Below are 23,539 nucleotides of genomic sequence, written 5' to 3'. Positions count from 1 at the left end.
CTTCTCCTTACACCATGTTCAACGGAGGGGACTTGGGGAAGACGACCGGCAGGGCCGCCAACGCCCGGTGGAATGGGCCGGGCCGCCAGACCACTTCGTCCGCGGGCACGGCCAGCTGCATTTCGGGGAGTGCGTCGAGCAGCTGGTCGATGGCTTCTTGCACGACCACGGACGCGACGGACTTCGCGGGGCAGGCGTGCGGGCCGACCGCCCACGCCAGATGCGAGCGATTACCGGTGCGGTCGCCGCCGCGGATCGCCGGATCGTTGTTGCACCCCGCCAGGCTGATCAGCACCGGCTGGTGCGCGGGCAACCAGACGTTGTCGATCAGGATGGGCTGGCGCGGATAGGTGATACAGAAGTTCGCCATGGGGGGGTCGTTGAACAACACCTCGTCCAGCGCGTCACGCGTCGACAGCGCGCCGCCGAGCATGTCGCCACCGAAACGGTCGTCGGTGAGCATCAGCAGCAGGGTGTTGGTGATCAGGTTCTGCTGCGGCTCGATCCCGGCGCCGTAGAGGCTGATCAGGTTCGACAGCATCTCCTCGTCGTTCAGGCGGGCCGGGTGATGCGCCAACCGGGACGTGACGTCGTCGCCCGGCTCCGCGCGGCGCTGGTGGATCAGCTCCATCAGCGCCTCGGAGAGCATCTGCATGCCCTTGGCCGCCTCGACGGTGTCGAAGAGCATCGCCATGCCGGTGGCGACCCGCTGCCCCAGTTCCGTCGAACAGCCGACGATCCGGTTGAGCACTTCGAAGACGAGCGGGAACGCGTACTGGGTCACCAGATCGGCGGACCCCGCCTGGCAGAAGGTATTGATCAGCGGAATCGCGATGCGCTCTACCATCGAGTGCACCTCGTGCAGGTCGATGGCGTCGATGCTCGCGACGTAGGCACCCCGGTAGCGGGCATGCGCCGCGCCGCTGTTGCGCAGCGCGTTCGGGTACCACTCCATCATCGGACGGATGGGCGAGTCCTCGGGGATGTTCTTCTGCCAGATGCGCGGATCGGCGGGGAAGTGCTCGGGATCGTTGAGGATCCGCACGGCTTCCTGATAGCCGATCACCAGCGTGGCGGGCACCCCTGGCGACAGTTCGATCGGGACCAACGAACCGTGGCGCCTGCGCATTTCCCGGTAGATCCCGTGGGGGTCGGCCGCGAATCCCTCAGCATAGAGCGGAATTCTGGGACCGTCGGTGTCGATCGGCGATCCGTGTGCGACCGGGCAGGCGCCGCTGGATAGGTGCCCGGGGTGGGTCGAGGACTGGGACGTGGTCAAATGCGAGACTCCAAACGGTGGAACAAGAATTCGACTAGCGTGATCAGCGAACGCAGGCACGTGCCTCGGTCCCGGGCGTCCAGTGACGTCAGGGGAGTCCCGGGTTCCAGGTCGAGGGCATCGCGCACCTCGTCGAGCGGGTAGGGCCGGGCGCCTTCGAACTGGTTGACGGCGACCGAATACGGGACGCCGCGCTCCTCCAGCACCGAGAGGACCTCGTCGGACTTCTCGATGCGGCGGGTGTCCACCAGCACGAGCGCGCCGAGCGCACCGCGGGCCAGCTCCTCCCACAAGGGGACGAAACGCTGCTGCCCCGGAGTGCCGAACAGGTAGAGCGCCAGTTTCGGACTGAGCGTGATGCGGCCGAAGTCCATCGCGACCGTGGTCTGCGACTTGCCGGGCAGCCCCGCCATATCGTCGACGCCGACACTGGCTTCGGTGATGGTCTCCTCGGTGCGCAGCGGTTTGATCTCCGAGACGCTGCTCACGAACGTGGTCTTGCCGACACCGAAGTTGCCGGCCACCAGCAGTTTCACCGAGCGGGTCACGGTCTCCGGCACGTAATCGACGGTGCGATCAGACGGCGAGAGCACGGAGCCCATTGAGTACCTCCTCCAGCAGAGCGATCTCCGGCAGGGACTCGGCCGGGGTGGGGGTGACCAGGTGCCCGCCGTCCATGAGATCGGACGCGACGATCTTCACGACGGACGGCGGAAGGTCGAGGTACGCAGCGATCTCCGCGATCGACAGCGCACCCCGACGGCTGCACAGGGCCATGACCCGGCGCGCATCGGGCGACGCGCCGGGGAGTGGATCTTTGGCGGTCAGGACCAAAGTAACCAGGTCCAGCTCGCGAGTGGGGCGCGTACGCCCTCCGGTGCGCACATAAGCCCGGACCAGGTCCGGATCGCGCCGCGGCTTGCTCATGACGGCACCTCGCTCTCGCTCGGCTCCGTGCTGCCCAGCGGCGCAGTACCTCTGACTCGCTCGCTGCGCTCGATCATGGCATTTCGCTGCCGTCAACGCGCCTGCGCGGCTGGCTGCCGAGCTCGCGTCCGACCCGGCCTGCCAGCTCGTTCATCCGGTGGGCGACGAGGCCCACGTCGATGTCGTTGGTGGTCGCGACGCCGAGTAGCGCGCCCTCGCCTGCCGCGGTGATGAGGATCATCCCCTGGTCGTACTCGGTGATGTTCTGCCGCACGCCGTTCGTGGCGTCACCGCAGAATTCGCCGAGCGCCTTACCGAGCGAACGCAGGCCGGAGGCCGCGGCGGCGAAGCGTTCCGCCTCGTCGCGGGCGATCCCCGTGGAGTGCGCGATCCGCAGGCCGTCGTCGGACAGCAACACCGAGAACCGCACACCCGTGATGCTGAGATCTTCGAGTAGCCAGCCCAGTTTGTTGCTGCTGTCGGTCACGGGTGTGGCCATCAGGATGTCATCCCTTCCGTGTCATCAGATGCGGCGGCGCGGCCGCTCTTGGAGCCGGTATGCCAAGCTGCGGCGACCTCGGGGCGAGCGAGGCCGGGTTCGGTGCGCGGCCCGACCGGGGCGAGTGCGACCGTCCTGCGTCGCCGCTTGGGTAGCCCGCCGCTGGTGATCTCGCTCACCGACAGCGACGGCTCGTTCTCGCCGGGCTGTTCGCTCGGCGCGTCCTGCGCGGGAACCGTGACCGGCTCCGGTTTTGCCTCGGTCACGGGCGCGACCTCCTGGACGTTCTGCGGGGTGACCAGCAGCGACTCCGGGATGTAGACCATCGCGCGCATGCCGCCGTAGACGTTCGGGCCGTCGATGTAGACGGTGAAGCCGTAACGGCGGGCCAGCGCGGCGATGCCCGGGAAGCCGACCTTCGGCGACGGACCGAGCTGGTGGATGTCGACGGGCCGCTCGTGCGCGAGCACCTGGCGGGCCTCCTCCATCTGCTCGGCGTTCATCCGCACGCCCGCGTCATCGATGATGACGGTGACGCCGTGGTGACCCTCCTGGAAGTTGACGTCCACGTAGGAAGTCGGCGGCGAGTACCGCAACGCGTTGTCCAGCAAGGTCGCCAGTGTGTGCACGAGCGGTTCCACCGCGCGGCTGATCACGACACGGTCGAGCTGGTTGGGCCGCACCCGCAGGTATTCCCGGACACGGCCGATGGCGCCGCCGACCACGTCGGTCAGCGTCTGCGCGGGCCAGCGGCGGCCGGGCAGACCACCGCAGACGATCACGTAGGACTGCGCCTGGCGGATCATCTGCTGCACCGTGTGGTCGATGCGGGTGAGGGTTTCGTACACCTGATCGTCGCGATGCTCACGCAGCGCGGCGCTCACCACCTGGCTGACGTCAGCGCCGAGGCTGACCACGGAGGTGCCGAACGAGCGGACCGCGGCGCTGGTCGCCTGGCGCGATGCGGAGGCGACCTCGTTGCGCGCGGCCTCCTCGGCCGCCTTGATCGCCTGCTGTCCTTCGTTGTTGGTCAGCTCCCTGGTCTCCGAGCGCATCAGGCTCAGATCGTCGGCATACCGCTCGGAGATCCACCGCAGGATCTGCGCGAGCCGCGAATTCTCCATGCCCGCCTGGACTTCGACCGGGGGCACCTGGGACTCGAACCGGCGGATCGACTCGGCCACCGCGGGTAGCGTAGTGGCGGCGAACCGCTCGAGCGTGTCCTCCGTCGCGCGCTGTTCCCTGGCCAGAGCCTCGAGCTTGGCCCGCTGAGCCCTGGCATACTGTACTGCGTACAACGCCCCCGCTACGGCGATCACCAAAGCGACGGCGAGGATCCATGAAAGCACCACGGCGATATCTTGATTCATCAGTTCTTTCGTCGTTGACTGGTCTCGAGGAATCGGCCCACTGCCATCCTGCTTCGCTCGCCTTCCCTCGCCTGCCGACCATGAACGGACCGGTCGGTGGGGTCCGCGTCGGAGTACCGGAAATCCCGCGACGGCACCGGCGCTCACCGAGAGCGCCTACCGCACAGTGCCCGCAGGACAGGCGATTACATGTCAATCGCCGACCGCCCGGATCGTGTCCGAACGGTAACCAGAACCCGACCATTCGCACATTAGCAGCATTCCAACGAACTCTCTGCCGATCCCACAGACACTTTCCGGATTCCCGGAACTGGGACGATAGGTGCCGCGGATCGCGACATTGCTGCGCAATAATGTTGGGCTGCCGTGCAACCCGTGGACCATTTGTCCTGCGTATGGGCCCGCGCGTCGGACCAGCACCGGAAGCGCGGGTGGCGGCGCGGATGCCGCGAACGCCCACGGCGGCCGAGCCGAACAGGCGGAATGGCCGTTCGCTGACGCATCAACGAATGTATTGGCGGGTGCTCGAATTCGATTCCGCGAAGTAGCGTCCACCGCTGTGCGGGGAGTCCGCCCGGACCGGCCGTGCCTCGCACCGACCGGACCGCCGGAGCCGGATACCATGCGCCCATGGCAAAGCTGAAGGTCTCGGTCGACGTTCCGATCTCGCCCGAGGAGGCCTGGACGCACACCTCCAACCTCGCCGAACTCGACAAATGGCTGACCATGCACGAAGCGTGGCGCGGCGAGGTTCCCGCCGAATTGACCGTCGGCACCCAACTGGTCGGCATCGCCTCGGTCAAGGGCCTGCGCAACCGGGTCACCTGGACCGTGCGGGCCGCCGAGCCGCCGCGCCGCCTGCAACTGACCGGCGCGGGCAAAGGCGGCACCAAACTGGGGTTGCAGCTGCTCGTCGCCCCGAAGGGCTCCGGTTCGGAGGTCACCGTCGACATCGAACTCGGCGGCGCGCCGCTGTTCGGCCCCATCGGATCCGGTGTGGCCCGCGCCGTCAAGGGCGATATCGAACGTTCCCTGGACCGCTTCATCGCCCTGTACGGCTGACCTCCGCCGTCATACGCCGATGGCGTCGAAGATCGTTTCGGCGCGGTCGCGGGTGCGATACATGCCCCACGCGGTATCGGCCAAGTCGTCCGGATCGAGAGTGTGGCCGTCCGCGCTGCCGAAGCGCGCCGGGTCGGCGGTGACCATCGCGTGGATGTCCCCGCGCTCGACGAGTCCGCCGATGGTCAGCGTGCCCGCATAGAGACCGCGCTCGGCCAATGCCGCGTTCAAGGTGAGCGCGTAGTTGCGCAGTGCCGCCGCGGCGAGGGCGAGGTGGCCGAGCATGGGCATGGGGCGGACGCTGGAGAGCCCGCCGGCGAAAAGTAATGCGCCTTTCCCGCGATCGAGCATGCCCGGCAACACGTCGCTCACCACGTCGACCGCGGGCCACACCCACTCGAACGCCGATCGCGCCGTGGCCGCGTCGATGTCGGTGATCGGCACGGGCTGCTGCGTGGAACCGGGTCCGTAATAGACCATTCCGATCGGTCCCTCCTTGTGGATGTCGCCGAGCACCACGCCGAGCCGCGACCGGTCGGTGACGTCCGCGACGTGAGCGGTGGCGTGTACACCACGCTCCGCCAGGTCCGCGAGGTACCCGGCGTGCCGTGCATCGCTGCGCGAGATCAGCGCGACGCGGAACCCTTCCCGTCCGAAGCGCCGGGCCATCGACATCCCGAGGCCGGGGCCGACACCGACGATCACTGCTGTTCCCTGATCCGCCATGCGTTCTCCTTAATTTGAGGCCCCCCTCGATTTATCACCGTAGCACAGAATCTGAGGTGGGCCTCAGGTTCTGTAGGATGATCGCGTGACCAAACCGCTGCGCCGGGACGCCGCTCGCAATCGCGACAATCTGCTGCGGGCAGCGGCCGAAGTGCTCACCGAGCAGGGCCTCGACGGCTCGCTGGAGGAGATCGCGCGGCGCGCCCGCGTCAGTATCGGGACGCTGTACAACCACTTCCCCACCCGCGACACCCTGATCGATGCCCTTCTGCCGCCCCGGCTGGCGGCGGTGGACGAGATCGCCGCCCGTGCGGCGGCCGAACCGGACGCGTGGACGGCGTTCACCGGATTCGTGGAAGACCTGCTCAACAGGCTCACCGCCGATCGCGGACTGCTCGAGGCGTTCACCGGGGATCATCCTGCGGCGGCTCAACTGGCGGAGGCCTGTCATCGCGGGATGTCGCACCTGTCGGCGGTGCTCGCGCGCGTCCGGGATGCCGGCGCGCTGCGCGCCGACGCGACCGACGAGGATGTCGTCAACTTGGTGTGGGCGCTGTCGCTGCTCGGCGAGACCACCGGCTCGCCGTCGTGGCGGCGCGGCCTGGAGATCGTCTTCGACGGGCTTCGCGGCGATCGCTGAACGAAAGGATTTCGTAGAGGTGCCCTACGCAACGGCGGCCGACGGAGTTCGCCTCGCCTATCAAGTGGCGGGCACGGGCAGCGCGCTGGTCCTGCTCGCCGGTCAGGCCAACACCCACCACTGGTGGGACGGCATCCGCGCGGACTTCGAGACCGGGCACCGCACCATCACACTCGACTGGCGCGGCACCGGCGACAGCGACAAGCCCGACGAGGTGTACAGCACGCGGGGATTCGCCGACGACGTGGTCGCGGTACTCGACGACCTGGGCGTGCGGCAGGCCGCCGTCTACGGCACGTCCATGGGCGGGCGGGTGGCCCAGTGGCTGGCCGCGCGCCATCCGGACCGGGTGCACTCCCTGGTGCTCGGTTGCACTTCCCCCGGCGGCAAGCACGCATTCGAACGCGGTCCCGAGGTCAGGAGGTCGCTCGCGCAGCGTGACCCGGCCGCCGCGCGACAGGCTCTACTGGAACTGATGTACACCCCGGCCTGGCTGGCGAGCACGTCCGGCCCGTACAACACGCTCGGCGACCCGGCCATGCCGGTTTACGCGAAGCGCAGGCATCTGTACGCGAGCAACAAGCACGATGCGTGGGATGTTTTGCCGGACATACGGGTTCCCACCCTCGTGGTGCACGGCACCGAGGACCGCTTCAATCCCGCCGCGAACGCTCCCCTGCTGGTCGAGCGCATCCCCGACGCGCGACTACATCTGATCGAGGGCGCACGGCACGCGTATTTCGACGAATTCCGCTCGGTGGCGAGCCCGGCCGTCCTGGCGTTCCTCCGCGAGGCGCGGCGGCGGCCCACCGCAGGCCTTGCCCACGGCAAGAAATAGGGGCCGCGGCGGCATCCGCCCGGCCCCTACGGCGGTAGGTCCCGGGATCGGCAGGCGACCCCGGGACGAGTACCGCTAGGCGTGCACCACTGTCGCCGCGTCGGCCCCCTGCGGGTTCTTCGGCTTGGTCCGCGGCAGGAAGGACGCCGGGATCAAGGTGAGCACGATCAGCACCAGCGCCACCACATAGGTGTGGCTGAACGCTTCCGCGGCCTGCTGCAGACCGGTTTCGACGGCGCCCGGCGGAAGCTGGCTCGCCAAGCTGGGATCGAAGTTGGCCGCGATCGCCGGGCGCGCCAGCGGCTGGTTGTTCAGCAGGTTGGTCAGCACCACCGACATCGTCGCCGTGCCGATGGAGCCCGCGGTCTGGTTGACGATGTTCATCAGCGTCGACCCGCGCGCCACCTGCTGGTGGGTGAGGGTCTGGATCGCCGCGGTCATGATCGGCATCATGGTGCAGCCCATGCCGAGGCCCATCACGAACAGCGCGCCGATCATGGGGAGATACGAGCTGTCCGCGTCGAGCTGGACGAAGTAGGCCGTCCCGATCGAGATCAGCGTGATGCCGACCAGCACGATCTTGCCCGGGCCGATCTTGTCCACGAAACGGCCCGCGATCGGCATGCTGAGCATCGCGCCGATGCCCTGCGGCGCGATCAGCAGACCGGCTTGCAGCGCCGACTCACCGCGCACCTGTTGCAAATAGGTCGGCAGCAGCAGACCCGCTCCGAAGAACGCGATGGCGAACAGCACCATCGTGAGCACCGCGAAGGTGAGCGCGCGGTTGCGGAACAGGTGCAGATCGATCAGCGGGTGCTCGGTGCGCAGCGCGTGGAACACGAACGCGACCATCAGCACCGCGCCGATGGCGGCCGGGATCAGCACCCGCGCCGCGAGCACCGTCCCCTGCTCCGGGATGGAGGAGACGCCGAACAGGAACAGCGCAAGGCCGGGCGAGGCCAGCAGCATGCCGATGAAGTCGAACGACTCGGACGGCTCCGGCTTGTCGCTGGGCAGCACGATGAACGCCAGCGTCAAGGCGATCACGCCGATCGGCAGGTTGATCAGGAAGATCCAGTGCCAGCTGAAGTTCTCGATCAGCCAGCCACCCAGGATCGGGCCGCCGATCGGGCCGAGCAGCATCGGCACACCGAGCACCGCCATCACCCGGCCGACCCGCTGCGGACCGGCCGCATGGGTCATGATCGTCATGCCGAGCGGCATCAGCATGCCGCCGCCGAGGCCCTGGATCACGCGGAACGCGATCAGCGATTCGATGTTCCACGCCGTGCTGCACAGCAGTGAGCCGAGCACGAAGAAGGTCAGCGCCATGATGTACAGCCGCTTGGTGCCGAAGCGGTCGGCCGCCCATCCGGTCAGCGGGATCACGGTGGCCAGCGCCAGCGTGTACCCGGTCATCGTCCACGCCGCGATGGCGTAGCTCGTGTCGAACTCGCGCTGGAAGGTCGGGATCGCGACGCTGACGACGGTGATGTCGAGAATCGACATGATCGCGCCGAGCACCACGACGCCGGCGACCTTGAAGACGGCCGCGTCGAGTTTGTCGGTGGCCGGGTCGGGCCCAGCCGCCTGGGTATCCGGAGGTTGTGTCACCGCTTAAGCGTGGCACCTTCACGGCCGCAATACCAGTCATTACGGGTTCCCGTTGCCGGAAATTCCGCCAGTGCGACCAAGGCGGCCCGAGTCGCCGCCTCGCTCGCGGGCAGCAGAGGCAACCGTACCGCAGGGCTCGGTATGCGGCCTTGCGCCGCGAGCACCGCTTTGATCACCGCGGGGTTGGGTTCGGCGAACAACGCGGCCGACAATACCGCGAGCCGGTGACCGAGCGTCCGCGCCACATCGACCGGACCGGAGCGCCACGCGGCGACCATCGCCGCGAACGACGAAGTGTGCACGGCGGCCGAGGCCGCGATCGCGCCGGACGCGCCGAGGGCCAGCAGCGGCGCGGCGAACAGGTCGTCGCCGGCCAGTACGGCGAAGTCGGCGGGCCGGGCGGCCATCAGCGTGACGGTGGCGTCGTCGACGGCGCCGACGGCATGCTTCAGGCCGATGACGTTGGGCAGGTCGGCCAGCGCGAGGAGTGTCGCGGTTCCCAGGGAAAGTCCGGTGCGGTAGGGGATGTGGTAGATGATCAGCGGCACGGGAGAGGCCGCCGCGAGTTCGCGGAAATGCGCGAGCACGCCCGCCTCGGAAGGGCGCGTGTAATACGGGACCACGGTGAGCGCCGCGGTGGTGCGCGGATCCAGACCGGCGAGGGCTTCGACGGAGGCCGCCGTCGAGTTCGATCCGGCGCCGACGATCAACGGCGCGTCGCGTTCCCGGCACACGCGCGCGCAGACGGCGATCACTTCCGCCCGCTCGGCGGCGGTCAGAGTCGCGGGCTCCCCGGTCGTGCCGAGCGCGACCAGGCCGGTCGCGCCGTCGTCGAGGACTTGGCGGGCGAGCCGCTCCAGCGCGTCCGCGGCGAGTGCGCCGTCGGCCGTGAACGGGGTGACCAGAGGAACGAAAAGACCTGCGAGCGTCATGACGATCAGCCTCGCCGCTGGAATTCATCAGATCCAGTTCACGTTTCTGTCGCAGACCATAAGCTGAACTTATGCTCGACGTCCGCAAACTCCGCCTACTGCGGGAACTGTCGCACCGCGAGACCATCGCGGCGGTCGCGGAGGCCCTCGCTTACACCCCTTCGGCGGTCTCCCAGCAACTCGCCGCACTGGAACGGGAAGCGGGCGTGCCACTGTTGACGCGGACGGGCAGGCGAGTGACGCTGACCCCGGCGGCCGTGGCGCTCGTCGGGCACACCGAGCGGATTCTCGCGGTGCTCGAGCAGGCCACCGCCGAACTGGCCACGATCCGCACCGAACTCACCGGAACCTTGCGCATCGGCGCGTTTCCGACCGCGGTGCGGACCATCCTTTCCCCCGCGCTCGTCGCGCTGAGCAGCGCGCATCCCCGGCTGGAATTGCGTGTGACCGAATTGGACCCGGCGCTGGCGCCCGACGCGCTGCGCGCCGAGACGCTGGACGTCGCGCTGATCCAGGAGTACGACTACGCTCCGGTCCCCGCCGATCCCGCGTTGCACAGCGAGCCGTTGTTCGAGGAGATCGTCCATCTCGCCGCGCGCACCGCCGAACCGCTCGCCGATCATCGCGAAAGCGCTTGGATCGCAAGCACTCCCGGCACAATGTGCCACACCATGACGATGCGTGCCTGCGAGGCGGCGGGCTTCACGCCCAGGATCCGGCATCACGCCGACGACTTCGGCACGGTCCTCGCGCTCGTGGCCGCGGGTCAGGGTGTCGCGCTGGTCCCGGAATTCGGTACGCGGGATTGCCCGCCGGGCGTCATCCTCGGCGCGCTGCCGATGCGACGGCGCACGCACCTCGCCTACCGGCGCGGCACGGGCGACCATCCCGCCGTACGCGCCGCACGCGTCGCGCTGCGCGAATCGGCGGGACGCTCCGGCCGCTGAACCGCTCAGCGCAGCCGATATCGGCTGGTGGGCACGACATCCAAGTTCCGGTCACCGCCGAAGGTCGCGACGCTGGCCATCAGCCGATCGATGCGGCGCGCCAGCTCCGCTCCGTCACCGCCGCTGCCGTAGAAGGCGTGCGGATCGGTGAGCGCCGCGAGCGGGAACAGCTCCTCCACGATCCCGGCGATGTCCGGCGCACCGGCCGTCGCGGGCCCGGTCACGACGTTCTGCACGTAGCCGAAGGTCGCCTGGGTCTCGATGGCGACGGCGGTGTGCTGGTTGCGCCAGCGATCCAGCCACTCGGCATGCGACAGGTCGTCCGGTTTACGCAAGAAGGCGAAGTTCGACAGGCCCGGCGCACGCTCGAGCACCGCGGTGACCGGCGGGGGAATCGGCGTCACCTCCTCGACATGCCAGCCTTCCACCCGCTCGGCCACGGTGCTCAGCACCCGCGCGGCCGCCTCCGCCTGCGGCGCGTCCGCCCACCAGACGCTGACGACGGCTCGCACCGGTTCGTCGAATGACGTGATGCGCAGCATCGCCGTCTCGACCGCCGCGTCGGAGATGTTCGCCTGCACCGCGGCGGCCCCGGTCAGGAGCGGCGCGAAGTCCGCCGCGAGCAGGTCACCGACGCCCCACAGCGCAAAGATGGTCTTCATCGACAGGCCACTTTCTAGAACACGTTTCACTCGTGTTCGAGCCTAACCCACCCGCGCGGTTGGCCGCTCGGGCTCGGGGTATCCGACCCTCAGGCTTGCGAAGGTGGTGATCCGTGCGAACCATATCGACCGACATACCGGCCAGGCTGGATCGCCTGCCCTGGTCTCGGTGGCATTGGATGATCGTGATCGGGCTCGGGTCCGTCTGGATCCTCGACGGGCTCGAAGTGACCGTCGTCGGCAGCGTGGCCGCGCGGCTTTCGGAACCGGGCAGCGGCCTGACCATCACGGCCGCACAGGTCTCCGGCGTCGCGGCGGCGATGTACGTTGCGGGCGCGGGCTCGGGCGCTCTCTTCTTCGGTTGGCTGACCGACAGGTTCGGCCGCAAGAAGCTGTTCCTGATCACGCTCGCGATCTACCTCTTCGCGACCGCCATGACGGCCTTGTCGTTCTCGATGTGGTGGTTCGTCTTGTTCCGCTTCCTCACCGGCTTCGGCATCGGCGGCGAATACGCGGCGATCAACTCCGCGATCGACGAGCTGATCCCCAAGCAGTACCGCGGACGCATCGACATCGTCATCAACGGCACCTATTGGCTCGGCGCGGTCGGCGGCGCGTTGCTGTCCATCGTCGCATTGAACACGAATCTGTTCCCGCCGAATGTGGGCTGGCGCTTGACCTTCGCGCTCGGCGCCGTGTTCGGCCTGATCATCCTGCTGGTGCGCAGACATGTGCCGGAAAGTCCGCGCTGGCAGTTCATCCACGGTCACGAAGACGACGCGGAACGCTCGGTCACCGCGATCGAGGCGCGCGTCCGGGACGACACGGGCGCCTCGCTCGCCGACGTCTCCGATCACCGGATCCGGATTCGGCAGCGGCGCAGCATCTCCTTCCGGGAGATCGCGGCTGTGATGGTGCGGCACTATCCGCGGCGCAGCGTGCTCGGGTTGTCGCTGTTCATCGGTCAGGCGTTCCTCTACAACGCCGTCACGTTCAACTACGCGCTCATCCTGTCCAGATCGTTCGGCATTCCGGACGACCGGGTCGGCTATTACTTCGCGGTCCTCTGCTTCGGCAACTTCCTCGGTCCGTTGCTGCTGGGCAAGTTCTTCGACACGATCGGGCGCAAGCCCATGATCGCGGGCAGCTACCTCGGCTCGGCCGTGCTGCTGCTTGGCACGGCATGGCTTTTCGCGGCGGGCCATCTGAACGCGACCACGCTCACCGCCTGCTGGACCGCGGTGCTGTTCGTCGCGTCGTGCGGCGCCAGCGCGGCGTATCTGACCGTCAGCGAGATCTTCCCGATGGAGACCCGCGCCATGGCCATCGCCTTCTTCTACGCGATCGGTACCGTCGCGGGCGGCGTCGCGGGACCGTTGGTGTTCGCCGGGCTGACCGCGAACGGCGAGCCGGGGAAGACGGCCCTGGCGTTCACCATCGGCGCGCTCGCCATGTTCGCGGCCGGTCTGGTGGAACTGGCGTATGGGGTGCGTGCGGAAGGGCGGTCGCTGGAGGATTTGGCCGAGCCGCTCAGCGCGACGCCCGAGCGGGCGCGCGTCGAGGCCGGCCAGCCGCCGCCCAGCGGATAGGACGACACCGTGGATCGTCGCTCGCGATGGCCCCGCCGCAAACCCATTACGGCACTTCGCCGCAAACGCCACCGGCGCGGCGGCGGAAACGGCGTGACGACCACACAGAAGGCAGGTCGGACCTGCCCCGGAATTCGCGGGGCGGTCATGGATGGGACGAGTCGCTACATCCTCGCAAGTCGAGCCGAACTCGGAGCGAGTCCTCGATTTCGAACTCCGCGAAATGTGAATGCCATGTAAACGCGCGGGGTTTTCGGTGAACTCGCTCCCGGCCCACTGTTCACGCCACGAACGACATTCCTCATCGCCCTGTGCGCGCGGCGCTTTCGGCTATGTCGCGGAAAACACTTGCACACATTCGGGCGGAAGTCATAGAACAACTCACTGCCCGCAATTGCGCGCCGAGGGCCGGCCCGTGGCGGCCGGCCTTCTGCGCGTCGCGGCGAAACCGACGAGCCCGCGGCTCGTCAGTTGTGCCGCGGGTCGGCGGCCGAGGCGTGTGGCCGGGTGATCCGGCGATGCGCCATGACTTCGGCCCACCAACTGCTCAGCGGGCTCGGGTCGGGCCATACGATCCGATCTCGTTCTTCGTCGTCCGCGACGGGCGCTTCGGGTTTCTCGATCACGATGACGTTCCTCTGCGCTGGTGCACGTAGCCGTACACATACTTGCGGAGAGCCCTCGTGTCCGTGCGCGCCGGTAGTTTCGCGACAGAGCGCTTCGAATCGGCTGAACGTCGAGCAGCGCGGGTTCCTCGCCCCTTTTATCGGATGACCGCGCTGTCGATCCGATACACCCCACATTTACCACAGCCGACGTGAAACAAACCGCTCTTTTCGGTTTACGATCTGGACACCAAGCGGTCGCTTGTTTACATTTTTCGGCGCTGAACAGTGGAAATAGCGGGTTCGACCGGGTTTCTTACACGAAACCGAAAAAGCACCGGGTGGTGAAACACACGCGGCCAACTCGTCGCCTTCATCCACGGCAGTCGCGCTGACAGTGATCGGCCTCGGCCGCGCGTACGCGACTCCGGAACGCGGCGCGGTAGCGGCGGCGGTTGCTCCGGTCGGAGCCGCGGAGCTCTCCCCGCATCGTCACACCCGACCGCGAAGCCGGAAGCTTCGTAAATTCCTCGGCTACAACTCGTGTGGCAGCGCGCTCCCACACGAAGGCGCCGCGCCCGAGCACCTGCGTTCGCTGATTCGGCTCGACACGCCCGGGTACCCGCCGACTGTGGTGCACCGAACCGAAGCCGTCGGCACACACGACGAAGTCACCTGGCGCCGAGCGGCACGGACCGAGTGGTCGCCGGTGGTTTCCGACGGCCACCGGCACGGACCTTCGCGGCCAGGGATGCCCAGGTGATACCGATGGCCGACCTCCGCCGCATCATCCATAAGCACGGGCCCTTCGCATCGGTCTGCTTCGACAGTTCCCACGACACCGAGGACGCGGCGCGCGACACCGAGCTGCACTGGCGTTCGATCGACGCCGAACTGGACCGCAGCGGAGCCCGGCCGCGCATCCGCAGGCTGCTCGCCCAGGCGATCGAACTGCACCCGCCTGCGCGGGGGCGATGCGGCAGGCTGCTCATCGCCGACGAGACCGAGGTGCTCGCCGACGAACGTCTACCGAGCCCGCCCGACATCGAGACCGTCCGCGTGTCGCCCCTGCCCTACCTGCTGCCGCTGATCGAGGCGCAGGCGGAGAAAGTACCGCATGTCGTCGCCCTCGTGGGCCGAGTGGGCTCGGAGTTGTACGGACTCGACGGCCACGGCAGCGAAACGAGGCACACCCTCCGCAGCGCCGGCCATCCGGCGCTCGAGCCTCGGCGCGACGACTGGTCGCACCGCACGATCCGGCAGCGAATCGAGGACACGGCGCGACGCGACGTCCGCGAGTTCGCGGGCGAGCTGGACCGGCTCGCCGATACCGTGCGCGCGGAGGTCGTCGTGCTCGCCGGGGAAGCCTTGGCACGTGCGGAACTTCGGGCGGTGTTCGATGCGAAGGGCAGGGATGTCATCGACGCCGAAACCGGCACGCTGACACCGGGTTCGGACCCCGAGGCGCTCGACGCCGAGGTCCGCGAGATTCTGCACCGGGTGGCGGCGCAGCGGCGCCGCCGGGTCCTCGAGCGCTTCGCCGCCGAGATCGAGCGCCCGGACGGCTTGGCGGTGGCCGGACTGGCCGCGACCACCAGCGTGCTGCGCGCCGCCACCGTGGAGCGGCTACTGCTCGATCGCGGGGTGCTTGGCGACCGATTGGTGCTGGCCGGGTCGGCCCCGAACCCCCTGATCGGCCCGGCCACGAACGGCTCGGCCGGTGAGATGCGCCGCGCCGACGAGGCGCTGCCGGTGGCCGCTCTGGCGATCGGGGCCGAGATCGTCCTGGTCGACGCCGTGGCAGCCCTGCACGACGGGGTCGGCGCCGTGCTGCGCGACCACTAGGACCGCTCCCTACGACTTCGGGATGCGCTCGTGCAAGGTGAGCAGCATGTGGTCGAAGGCGGTCTGCACCCCGGGCGGCGCCGGGGGCAGCCGGTCGATTTCGGCGATGAGCTGGGCGGCGAGGTCGCGCAGCTTGACGTTGGTCTCCTGCGAGCGCCACTGCAAGACGTGAAATGCCTGGTCGGCGTTGATCCGGTAGACCCGCATCAGCACGCCTTTGGCCTGCTCGATCAGCGCGCGCGCTTCGACGAGTCGCGGCAGCGTGTCGTCGAGCAGATCCTGGCGGTCCTCGGCGATGGTGGCCGTCAGGTCGACGTAGTAGCCCGCGGTGCCGACCACGGTGCCGTTCTTGTCGGTCATGGTGTCGCCCAGCACGAGCACATGGTGCGGCACACCCGCGGTGTCGATGATGCGATGACGGCTGCAGAACGGCTCGGCGTTGCGCACCGACTTCTCGATCGCCTCCGCGACGTGATCCCGGTCCTCGGGGTGCTTGTGCGCGAGCAGCAACTCGGTCGTCGGCGTCACCGCGTCGGGTCCGTAGCCGTGCATCGCGGCGACCTCGTCCGACCACTCCCAGTGCTGGTCGGCGAACCAGAACCGGAAGCTTCCCGTGGCTTGCGGGATCCCCGCACCGACTACCCTGGCTACGGTGCCTTCGGCCGTGTCCACGGTTGAGTCGCCCGATTCGTTCATCGCGTAAGTATGCTCCTACCTGCAGCGTCTCACCTGATCCCGGCGATCGAAGCGGACTTCGACCGCACACCGCACGCGGTGACAACATCATCTTATTCCCGGCGGCAGGGCCGGCCGGACGATTCGCCGCGAGCCCGTCACCATGGCCGGGATAGTCTTGGGGTCGTGCCGGGGCAGGTGGAGTCTGCCCCGGCACGCCCGTGCCGAGCCTTATTCAGCGTGCGCCAGAGCGACCCGCTGCCTCTCGGTATCGATATCGAGGATGCGCACCGTCAGAGTGGCACCGACCTGCGGTTCGGTGGACCACTCGGTGCGGTGCAGCAATCCGTGAATTCCTGGAGCGACCTCCAGGAACGCGCCGAACGGCGCGATCTGCACGACAGTGGCCTCCAGCACTCCGCCCCGAGCGTGTGCGGCGACGAAGTCCGGCCATCCGCGCTGCGGTGATTCCGAATGGGACATGTGTTTCACCTCCTTCCGGCGTCCCTGTAGTGACATGGGATTCGCGAAGAAGGCGGCGGGCCCCTGGCCCGCCTGATGATCACAGCGCGGCCGGGTAACCGTTCTGTGTGCGGCGTGTCGCCGACCCGGCAGTCATGGCGACGACCATAACCCAGCGCGAAGCGGCACGGCAAGATCAAGAGCCGGAGAACAACGAAAAGCACAGTCCATCACGGACTTCGGGCGATGGATCAGCGGTCGATTTCCGCCCAGAACGCGCAGTCGTGCCTGGCGGCGAAATCGTCCGTCATCACGCTGCCGGTCGCCCGCATGAGCAGAGCGGATCCATCGGGGCCGTTTCCCGTCGACGCCGGCCAGGGCTGCCATTCGGGGGAACCCTGCGCGTTCGGGTCACCGGTGTGGGCGAAGGTGGTCCACCATCGCTGCATCTGCGCGGCGAAAGCGGCGGACGCGCCGGTCCAAGGAATCGGCACGCCCATGAATCTGGTCAACAGATAGTAGAGCTCGGCGGAGTGAAAGGCGCCGGGCAGAACCGGATTGGCGGCACCGAGCGGCGCCTGATCGAATTCGTACTGCCACAGTGGATGTCCGGCATCGCGCGCCGTTCGGCTGGTGGACATGGTGGGACAGGCGAGCTCGCTGTCGGTGATCACCGCGACCTGGGCTGCTGCCGGTGACGGGAATCGGTCCAGCGGATATCGGGCCAGGACGCGGTCCGCGTCGGCGCCGAAGGACCGGCGCACGAAACGCTCGTAGCTCGCCGCGTCCGGGATGTGGCCGCGGGCATAGTCGGTTTCGGCGACGATCAACGCACCTTCCGCGGTGGTGGTCCCGATGAGGATCGGCGCTTTCCTCGGATCCCCCACCAGGCCCTCGTCGAGTGTCCGAGTGATGACGACGCCGTCGATGGCGGGAAACCAAATGGGATTCTCCCCCTCGGATCGGGCGATCGGCGAGTCCAGGAGTCTCGATACGGGCAGTGCGCGCAGGCAGGCCAGCCGGGTCGCGGCGTCGCCGCATCCGACGCTGTCCGCATAGCGCTGCGAGCGCGCGAAAGCGTCGGCACGATCGCTCGGTGCCAGGGGCGCTTGGGCACAGGGACCGCTCTGGATGATCGCCTTGGCGAACAGGGCGTCGGAGCCGGGTGCGGCGAAGTGGGTGCAGACACTGACGGCGCCGGCGGACTCCCCGAAGATCGTGATGTTGTCCGGATCGCCGCCGAAGACGTGGGCGTTGTCGCGCAACCAGCGCAACGCGGCTTGCTGATCCTGGATGGCGACCGTACCGGTGGCGCCGCCGGATTCGGCCGCGAGCTCGGGCAGTGCCAGAAAGCCGAACGGTCCGAGGCGGTAGTTGGGGATGGCCACGACGACGTCGCCATCCGCGGCCATCCGGGTGGGACCGTCGTATTCGGTGTTGGAGCCGTCGAGATAGCCGCCACCATGGAAGAACACCATGATCGGCCGCGCGCGGTCGCGGTCGCCGTCCGGCGCGTAGACATCGATGGTCAGGCAATCTTCGCCGGTAGGCGCGAGCGACGGTATGCCGGGCAGGTATCCCGTCTGCGGACACTGCGGCCCGTGGTCGCGCGCAGGGCGCACGCCGGGCCACGGCGACACGGGGCGCGGCGGCGCGAACCGTGCTTCGCCCCCGGTGGGCGCGGCGAACGGGATGCCGAAGTATTCGGTGATCCCGTCGACGGCGCGGCCGGAGATCGCGCCGCCGGTCACCACCACATCCAGCGGCGGCGACGCGACCACGGGCGCCGGAGCACCCGCGAACCACGTACCGGCGGCGACCGTCAGAGCGGTCGCGGTTCGCACGATCGAGCGAATCATGGCTGTGCCCTACCTCCGATGCGAGCGCTACGGTCGGCGGCGAGGCAGGCGGCCTCGTCCACCGCGGTAGCCGGCATCGATCGGCTCGGCGTGCACCCTCGGATCAGGAGTCGACCGGACGCACGCGGCGGGAACCGAATCGCCGCTCGAACCCTTCACCTGGCAGTCACACGTGTACGGCGCCCGTGAACCCTCCTGGCCGACTGCGTCGACGGCGTTCGAACAACACCCGACAGCGGACGCCGTGCCCGGCCCTCATCGTCCATCCAACCCGCGGAAAGTCGCCGTTACCGATTGAGCTGCGGCAATGGCACCCGGCTGATGCTACAGCGGTCCGGTGCGCGTCGCGGTACAGACGCAGCCGTTCCGGTCGCCGCGGACCGGTGGCCACCGTCGGTACGCGTCCGACCGGCGACAGCCGAGTCGCGCGTCAGCTGTCGGCGAGCAACGCGAGTTCCTCGGCAAGAATCTCGAGCGTGTCGCGGATCTGGTCTTCGGTATGGCAGGCGGTGACGAAGAACCGCAGGCGCGCCAGATTCTCCGGCACCGCCGGGTACAGGATCGGGTTGACGTTGACGCCGCGACGCAGCAGCGCGTTCGACAGTTTCAGCGTCTTCACCGAGTCGCCGACGATGCACGGGACGATCGGTGTGTCATGGCTGTCGCCGGTGTCGATGCCCGCTTCCCGGGCCAGTCCCAGGAACAGCCGGGAATTGTGGCGTAGGCGTTCCAGCGGTTCGCCGTCGGACCGCATCTGCCGGATCGCCGCGGCCGAGGCGGCGGCGTTCATCGGCGTCATGCCGACGCTGTAGACGAACCCCGGAGTCGTGTATTTCAGGAATCGGATCAGCTCCGCGCTGCCCGCGACGTACCCGCCGCATCCGGCGAGCGCCTTCGACATCGTTCCCGACCACAATTCGACATCGTCGCGGGCGACGCCGAAGTGTTCGCCGATGCCCCCACCGCCCGCGCCGAGCACACCGATGCTGTGCGCCTCATCGATCATCAACAGCGCCTTGTGCTTCTTCTTGACCGCGATGATCGCGGGCAGGTCCGGAATGTCGCCGTCCTGGCTGTAGACGCCTTCGATCAGGATCAGCACCCGCCGGTACCGGCCGCGGATCTCGGTCAGCAGTTCGTCGAGGGCGGCGTGGTCGTTGTGCGGGAACGGGCGGCGGGTCGCGCCCGACAGCTTGCAGCCCTGCACGATGCTGTCGTGCGCGAGGCTGTCGTGGATCACCAGGTCCTCCGGGCCGACCAGGTGCCCGATGATCGTGACGTTCGTGGAGTGGCCGCCGACCAACGCGATAGCGTCCTCGGTGCCGAGCAGGCCCGCGATTTCGGCCTCGAGTTCGCGGTGCACCGGTTTCTCGCCGGAGAGGATCCGGCTGGCCGAGCACGAACTGCCGTAGCGCGCCACGGCTTCCTGCACGGCGGCGACGACCGCCGGATGACCGGACAACCCCAGATAGTTGTAGCTGGAGAAGTTGAGCACCGACGTACCGTCTACGACGGAGGTGTCCCGCGTGATGCCGTCGTTGATCAGGAAGTATGGGTTGGACAGACCGAGTGCTTCGACGCCGGAGAACCGGTCGGCGATCGCCTTGACCTCCCCGAATTCCGAGATCCGGTACTCCGGCTCGATGACCGTGTGCCGGGGTTCGGTCGGCTCGGCGGCCATGGCTTGCGCGCTCTGCGGCGGAATGGTCGCACCCGCCGAGGTCGTGACATGGGTGACGACGTCACCGAGCGTCGTCGTTGGCGTGAACCGAGCGGGGTCGATGGTCGCCGCGGGTAGTTTGCGAACCAGCGCGGCGATCAGGTCGGTCACCATGAGGGAGTCGAATCCCAGGTCGGCGCCGAGGGTTTGGGCATCGCGGAGCCGATCGGCCGGGAATCCGCTGACCCTCGCGCATTCCGCGCGAACGACGGCCGCGACCGCTTCCGGTGCGGGCGGCGGCTTCGCGGTGGTCGTCGGCACCGGGATCTGCTGGCGCACCGTCGGCTCCGTCAGGGACGCGGCGCCCGCCCGCTGCTCTCCGGGCGCGCCGACGAGACTCGCCAGGACGGCGTTCTGTTCCCGGAAGAGTGCGATCAACTGGTCCATGGAGGTTTCCTCGGCTTGCGTGGATCGGGAAGGCGTGGTGGATGGGTCGACCCAGAATCGCTGGTCGGTGGCGAACTCGTAGCCGGGCAGCCTCCGGCGCACGCGCTGCGCGGGTTCGTAGAGCCGGTCCCAGTCGGGGTCGAGTCCGTCGCGGTACAGCGCGGCGACGACGTCTGCGAATTCGCCGCCGGTCGCGCCGGGGCCGGGGTTCGGCGTCAGGCAGCGCGGCGCCAGATCCGGACGGATCCGGCCCACCAGCGCGGCGAGGACGCGGCGCGGCCCGATCTCGATCACATGGCTCGGATCGGTGCCGAGCGCGGCCTCGACCGCCTCGCCGAAGCGCACTGTGGCGCGAACGTGTTCGGTCCAGTAAGTGGCGTCCATCGTCTCGTTCGCGTCGAGCAGGCGACCGCGCACTGTCGAATAGAGCGGCAGAACCGGTGTCCGATAGGCGCATTCGCGGGCGACCGCCTCGAACCGCTCCACCATGGGTTCCATCAGCGGGCTATGGAAGGCGTGCGATACGGTGAGCGGCCTGGTTGCGACCCCACGCGCCGCGAGCGCCTCCCGCATGCGGACGATCGCCGGGGCGGCGCCGGACAACACGATCTCCCCCGGACCGTTGACGGCTGCGATCGCGACGTCCGTTCGGCCGGAGAGCATTCCGGCGACTTCCGCCGGGTCCGCTCGCACGGCGAGCATCGCGCCGCCCTCCGGGAGCTGCCGCATCAGCTCGCCTCGTGCGACGACGAGACGGCAGGCGTCGTCCAGGTCGAACACGCCCGCCACTGCCGCCGCCGCGAACTCGCCGATGCTGTGTCCGATCACCCAGGCCGGACGGACGCCGGTGCGGGCGAGCGACTCGGCCAAGGCGTACTCCATCGCGAAGATCGCCGGTTGCGCCAGTTCGGTGCGGTCGATCTCGGTGTGCTCGTCGAGCATCAGCTCGCGCACCGACCGGCCGAGATGGGCCGCCATGACCTGGTCGACCTGCTCCAGCGCGTGCCGGAACAGCGGGACGGCCGCGTCCAACACGCGTGCCATGCCCGCGAATTGCGAACCTTGGCCGGTGCACATCCAGCCGACGCCGACCGGCCGCACCACCCCGGTCTCCGCACCGTCGCGCAGCCGGGCGATCGCGGCGTCGCGATCGGCCGCGGCGACAGCGAGCCTGGCGCGACCGGAGGACTTGATTCGGTTGCTGGTCCAGCAGACTTGCGCGAACTGGTCCTGTGGCATGGCCGCCAAGGCATCGGCAAGGCGATAGGCATTGCGCCGCAAGCCTTCCGCGTCGGTCGCCGACAGGGTGAGCACTCCGCCACCGGGCGTCCCTGACGTTCCGGTGAGGGGCGGGCTGCCCAGCACGACATGGGCGTTCGTGCCGCCGAGGCCGAAACTGCTGACTCCGCCGTAGCCGGGACCGTCCAGCGGCATCGCGTCGGTGAGCAGACGCAGACCCTGCTGACTCATCCGCAGCCGCGGATTCTCCTGATCTGCGAACCGCGACGGCGGAACGACACCGTGCCGCAGGCTGAGGGCCACCTTGATCAGGCCCGCGACGCCCGCCGCGCCCTCGGTGTGACCGAGATTGCCCTTGATCGAACCGATTCCGCACGGCCGCGACCGGTCGCGCCCGTGCAGTTGCCCCAGCGCCTTGACCTCGATCATGTCGCCGAGCACCGTTCCGGTGCCGTGCGCCTCGAGGAAATCCACCTGCTCTGGCCGTACCCCGGCACGCTCGCACGCCTCCCCGATCACCTGCTGCTGCGCCCACCGGTTCGGCGCCGTGATGCCGTTGCTCCGCCCGTCGGAATTGACCGCGCTGCCCTTGATCACCGCGTAGATCGGCAGGCCGGCCGCCTGCGCGTCGGCGAGCCGCCGGAGCACGAGCACCGCGACGCCCTCGCCGCGCACGATCCCGTCGGCGCTGCCGCTGAAGGGCTTGCACCGAGCATCAGGAGCGGAGAGACCGGCCTGGGTGTAGAAGACGCCGACGGCGGGGGTGAGCACGAGGTTGACGCCACCGGCGACGGCCTGGTCGCACTCGCCGGAAGCCAGGGCGCCGCAGGCGAGGTGGATCGCGACCAGCGACGACGAGCAGGCCGTGTCGACCGCGACACTCGGTCCTCTCAGGTCGAACTGGTAGGACAGCCGGTTGGCGGTCATGAAGTAGCCGTTGCCGGAGCCGTGCTGCGGCGTGATCGCGGCGTAGTCGCTCATCTGCAGGTTGGCCCATTCGTTGGCCATCACGCCGACGAACACCCCGGTCCGCGAACCGGCCTCGCCGCGCGGGTCGAGTGTGGCGTCTTCGAAGGCCCGCCACGTGGCTTGCAGCAGCAATCGCTGTTGCGGGTCCATCGCCTCGGCTTCGCGCGGGGGGATGCCGAAGAACTCGGCGTCGAACGCGTCCGCGTCGTCGAGGAAGCCGCCGCCGCGAGTGTTGATGGTGCCGGGCGCACCGGCCGGGTCGTGGAAGTCGGCGGCGTTCCAGCGGCTCGCCGGGACCTCGGAGATCGCGTCACGTCCGTCGATCAGCAGCCGCCACAGCGCGGCCGGATCGGGTGCTTGGGGGAATCGGCAGTCGATGCCGACGATGGCGATGTCGGTCATGCGGCGAGGGTGAATTCGGCGGCGAGGTAGGCGGCGATATCGGCGATGGTCGGGTACTCGAAGACCAGGATCGGGTCGACCTCGCGCGACCATCGGTCCTCGATCTCACCGCACAGGTTCACCGCCGAGACGGAGTCCAGGCCGAGCTCGGCGAGCGGGACGGACGGATCCACCTCGTGCGGTGCGCGCTCGGTGTAATCCGCGACGCGCTCCACGAGCCAATCCTCGATCGTCTTCGGGCGAACAGTGATGGCGCTGAACATGTTTCAGGCTCCTCGGCGGGTTTCGATC

General features: G+C 68.6%; 21 protein-coding genes. 6 read left to right on the top strand and 15 right to left on the bottom strand.

Going from position 1 to position 23,539, the window contains the following annotated elements; genetic code table 11:
- Positions 1-7: 7 nt before the first annotated feature.
- The 5 genes from ACWESM_RS13850 to ACWESM_RS13830 all read right to left on the bottom strand — a co-directional run bounded on the left by ACWESM_RS13850 (position 8) and on the right by ACWESM_RS13830 (position 4,075).
- Positions 8-1,279, bottom strand: a complete 1,272-nt coding sequence (locus tag ACWESM_RS13850) for a cytochrome P450 (RefSeq protein WP_356965394.1) — start codon at positions 1,277-1,279, stop codon at positions 8-10.
- Positions 1,276-1,881: a GTP-binding protein gene (locus ACWESM_RS13845; protein ID WP_355076568.1), complete on the bottom strand. Its 606-nt coding sequence runs from the start codon at positions 1,879-1,881 to the stop codon at positions 1,276-1,278. The genes ACWESM_RS13850 and ACWESM_RS13845 overlap by 4 nt, the downstream gene beginning before the upstream one ends.
- A complete protein-coding gene (locus ACWESM_RS13840) occupies positions 1,856-2,206 on the bottom strand; it encodes a DUF742 domain-containing protein (RefSeq protein WP_039805398.1) in 351 nt (116 codons plus the stop codon). Before ACWESM_RS13840 ends, ACWESM_RS13845 begins: the two co-directional genes overlap by 26 nt.
- Before the next feature lie 73 nt (positions 2,207-2,279).
- Positions 2,280-2,705, bottom strand: coding sequence for a roadblock/LC7 domain-containing protein (locus ACWESM_RS13835; RefSeq protein WP_355076570.1), 426 nt, complete (start codon positions 2,703-2,705; stop codon positions 2,280-2,282).
- Positions 2,705-4,075 (bottom strand): ATP-binding protein, encoded by a 1,371-nt coding sequence (locus ACWESM_RS13830; protein ID WP_364435667.1) that lies wholly within the window; start codon positions 4,073-4,075, stop codon positions 2,705-2,707. Before ACWESM_RS13830 ends, ACWESM_RS13835 begins: the two co-directional genes overlap by 1 nt.
- A 630-nt stretch (positions 4,076-4,705) precedes the next feature.
- Between ACWESM_RS13830 and ACWESM_RS13825 the strand changes: the two genes are divergently transcribed.
- A complete protein-coding gene (locus ACWESM_RS13825) occupies positions 4,706-5,137 on the top strand; it encodes a type II toxin-antitoxin system Rv0910 family toxin (RefSeq protein WP_067809684.1) in 432 nt (143 codons plus the stop codon).
- Between the two features lie 9 nt (positions 5,138-5,146).
- Here ACWESM_RS13825 and ACWESM_RS13820 read toward each other — a convergent pair whose 3' ends face one another.
- Positions 5,147-5,863: an SDR family NAD(P)-dependent oxidoreductase gene (locus ACWESM_RS13820; protein WP_355076575.1), complete on the bottom strand. Its 717-nt coding sequence runs from the start codon at positions 5,861-5,863 to the stop codon at positions 5,147-5,149.
- 85 nt (positions 5,864-5,948) lie between these two features.
- Here ACWESM_RS13820 and ACWESM_RS13815 point away from each other — a divergent pair, with 85 nt between their 5' ends.
- Positions 5,949-6,503: a TetR/AcrR family transcriptional regulator gene (locus ACWESM_RS13815; RefSeq protein ID WP_364435677.1), complete on the top strand. Its 555-nt coding sequence runs from the start codon at positions 5,949-5,951 to the stop codon at positions 6,501-6,503.
- Between the two features lie 19 nt (positions 6,504-6,522).
- Positions 6,523-7,341 (top strand): alpha/beta fold hydrolase, encoded by an 819-nt coding sequence (locus ACWESM_RS13810; protein WP_364435680.1) that lies wholly within the window; start codon positions 6,523-6,525, stop codon positions 7,339-7,341.
- Between the two features lie 75 nt (positions 7,342-7,416).
- Here ACWESM_RS13810 and ACWESM_RS13805 read toward each other — a convergent pair whose 3' ends face one another.
- Together ACWESM_RS13805 and dapA are read right to left on the bottom strand one after the other, a co-directional pair.
- Positions 7,417-8,955: a DHA2 family efflux MFS transporter permease subunit gene (locus ACWESM_RS13805; protein ID WP_355076580.1), complete on the bottom strand. Its 1,539-nt coding sequence runs from the start codon at positions 8,953-8,955 to the stop codon at positions 7,417-7,419.
- Complete coding sequence (dapA, locus tag ACWESM_RS13800) at positions 8,952-9,887, bottom strand: 4-hydroxy-tetrahydrodipicolinate synthase (protein WP_355076582.1); 936 nt, start codon at positions 9,885-9,887, stop codon at positions 8,952-8,954. The genes ACWESM_RS13805 and dapA overlap by 4 nt, the downstream gene beginning before the upstream one ends.
- 71 nt (positions 9,888-9,958) lie before the next feature.
- Here dapA and ACWESM_RS13795 point away from each other — a divergent pair, with 71 nt between their 5' ends.
- A complete protein-coding gene (locus ACWESM_RS13795; protein WP_397281284.1) occupies positions 9,959-10,834 on the top strand; it encodes a LysR family transcriptional regulator in 876 nt (291 codons plus the stop codon).
- A 5-nt stretch (positions 10,835-10,839) separates the two neighbouring features.
- Here ACWESM_RS13795 and ACWESM_RS13790 read toward each other — a convergent pair whose 3' ends face one another.
- A complete protein-coding gene (locus tag ACWESM_RS13790) occupies positions 10,840-11,496 on the bottom strand; it encodes an EthD domain-containing protein (RefSeq protein ID WP_355076585.1) in 657 nt (218 codons plus the stop codon).
- Between the two features lie 113 nt (positions 11,497-11,609).
- Between ACWESM_RS13790 and ACWESM_RS13785 the strand changes: the two genes are divergently transcribed.
- On the top strand, positions 11,610-13,085 hold the full coding sequence (locus ACWESM_RS13785; protein ID WP_355076587.1) for an MFS transporter: 1,476 nt from the start codon (positions 11,610-11,612) through the stop codon (positions 13,083-13,085).
- A gap of 467 nt (positions 13,086-13,552) precedes the next feature.
- Here the strand turns inward: ACWESM_RS13785 and ACWESM_RS13780 are convergent, their stop codons facing one another.
- A complete protein-coding gene (locus ACWESM_RS13780) occupies positions 13,553-13,711 on the bottom strand; it encodes a hypothetical protein (RefSeq protein WP_355076589.1) in 159 nt (52 codons plus the stop codon).
- A 747-nt stretch (positions 13,712-14,458) separates the two neighbouring features.
- Between ACWESM_RS13780 and ACWESM_RS13775 the strand changes: the two genes are divergently transcribed.
- A complete protein-coding gene (locus tag ACWESM_RS13775; protein WP_356965402.1) occupies positions 14,459-15,535 on the top strand; it encodes a baeRF2 domain-containing protein in 1,077 nt (358 codons plus the stop codon).
- A gap of 9 nt (positions 15,536-15,544) precedes the next feature.
- Here ACWESM_RS13775 and ACWESM_RS13770 read toward each other — a convergent pair whose 3' ends face one another.
- The 5 genes from ACWESM_RS13770 to ACWESM_RS13750 all read right to left on the bottom strand — a co-directional run bounded on the left by ACWESM_RS13770 (position 15,545) and on the right by ACWESM_RS13750 (position 23,511).
- Positions 15,545-16,231 (bottom strand): PAS and ANTAR domain-containing protein, encoded by a 687-nt coding sequence (locus tag ACWESM_RS13770; protein WP_355076592.1) that lies wholly within the window; start codon positions 16,229-16,231, stop codon positions 15,545-15,547.
- A 210-nt stretch (positions 16,232-16,441) separates the two neighbouring features.
- Positions 16,442-16,693: a S1 RNA-binding domain-containing protein gene (locus tag ACWESM_RS13765; protein ID WP_355076594.1), complete on the bottom strand. Its 252-nt coding sequence runs from the start codon at positions 16,691-16,693 to the stop codon at positions 16,442-16,444.
- Positions 16,694-16,923: 230 nt separating this feature from the next.
- Complete coding sequence (locus tag ACWESM_RS13760; protein ID WP_452491984.1) at positions 16,924-18,531, bottom strand: carboxylesterase/lipase family protein; 1,608 nt, start codon at positions 18,529-18,531, stop codon at positions 16,924-16,926.
- 430 nt (positions 18,532-18,961) lie between these two features.
- On the bottom strand, positions 18,962-23,248 hold the full coding sequence (locus ACWESM_RS13755; protein ID WP_452491982.1) for an aminotransferase class I/II-fold pyridoxal phosphate-dependent enzyme: 4,287 nt from the start codon (positions 23,246-23,248) through the stop codon (positions 18,962-18,964).
- Positions 23,245-23,511 (bottom strand): acyl carrier protein, encoded by a 267-nt coding sequence (locus ACWESM_RS13750; RefSeq protein ID WP_356965404.1) that lies wholly within the window; start codon positions 23,509-23,511, stop codon positions 23,245-23,247. The genes ACWESM_RS13755 and ACWESM_RS13750 overlap by 4 nt, the downstream gene beginning before the upstream one ends.
- Positions 23,512-23,539: the final 28 nt, after the last annotated feature.

It is taken from the genome of Nocardia sp. NPDC003999 (genome assembly GCF_053604885.1).
Note: the sequence above shows the minus strand (reverse complement) of the source record. Positions and strands in the feature narration are given on the sequence as shown.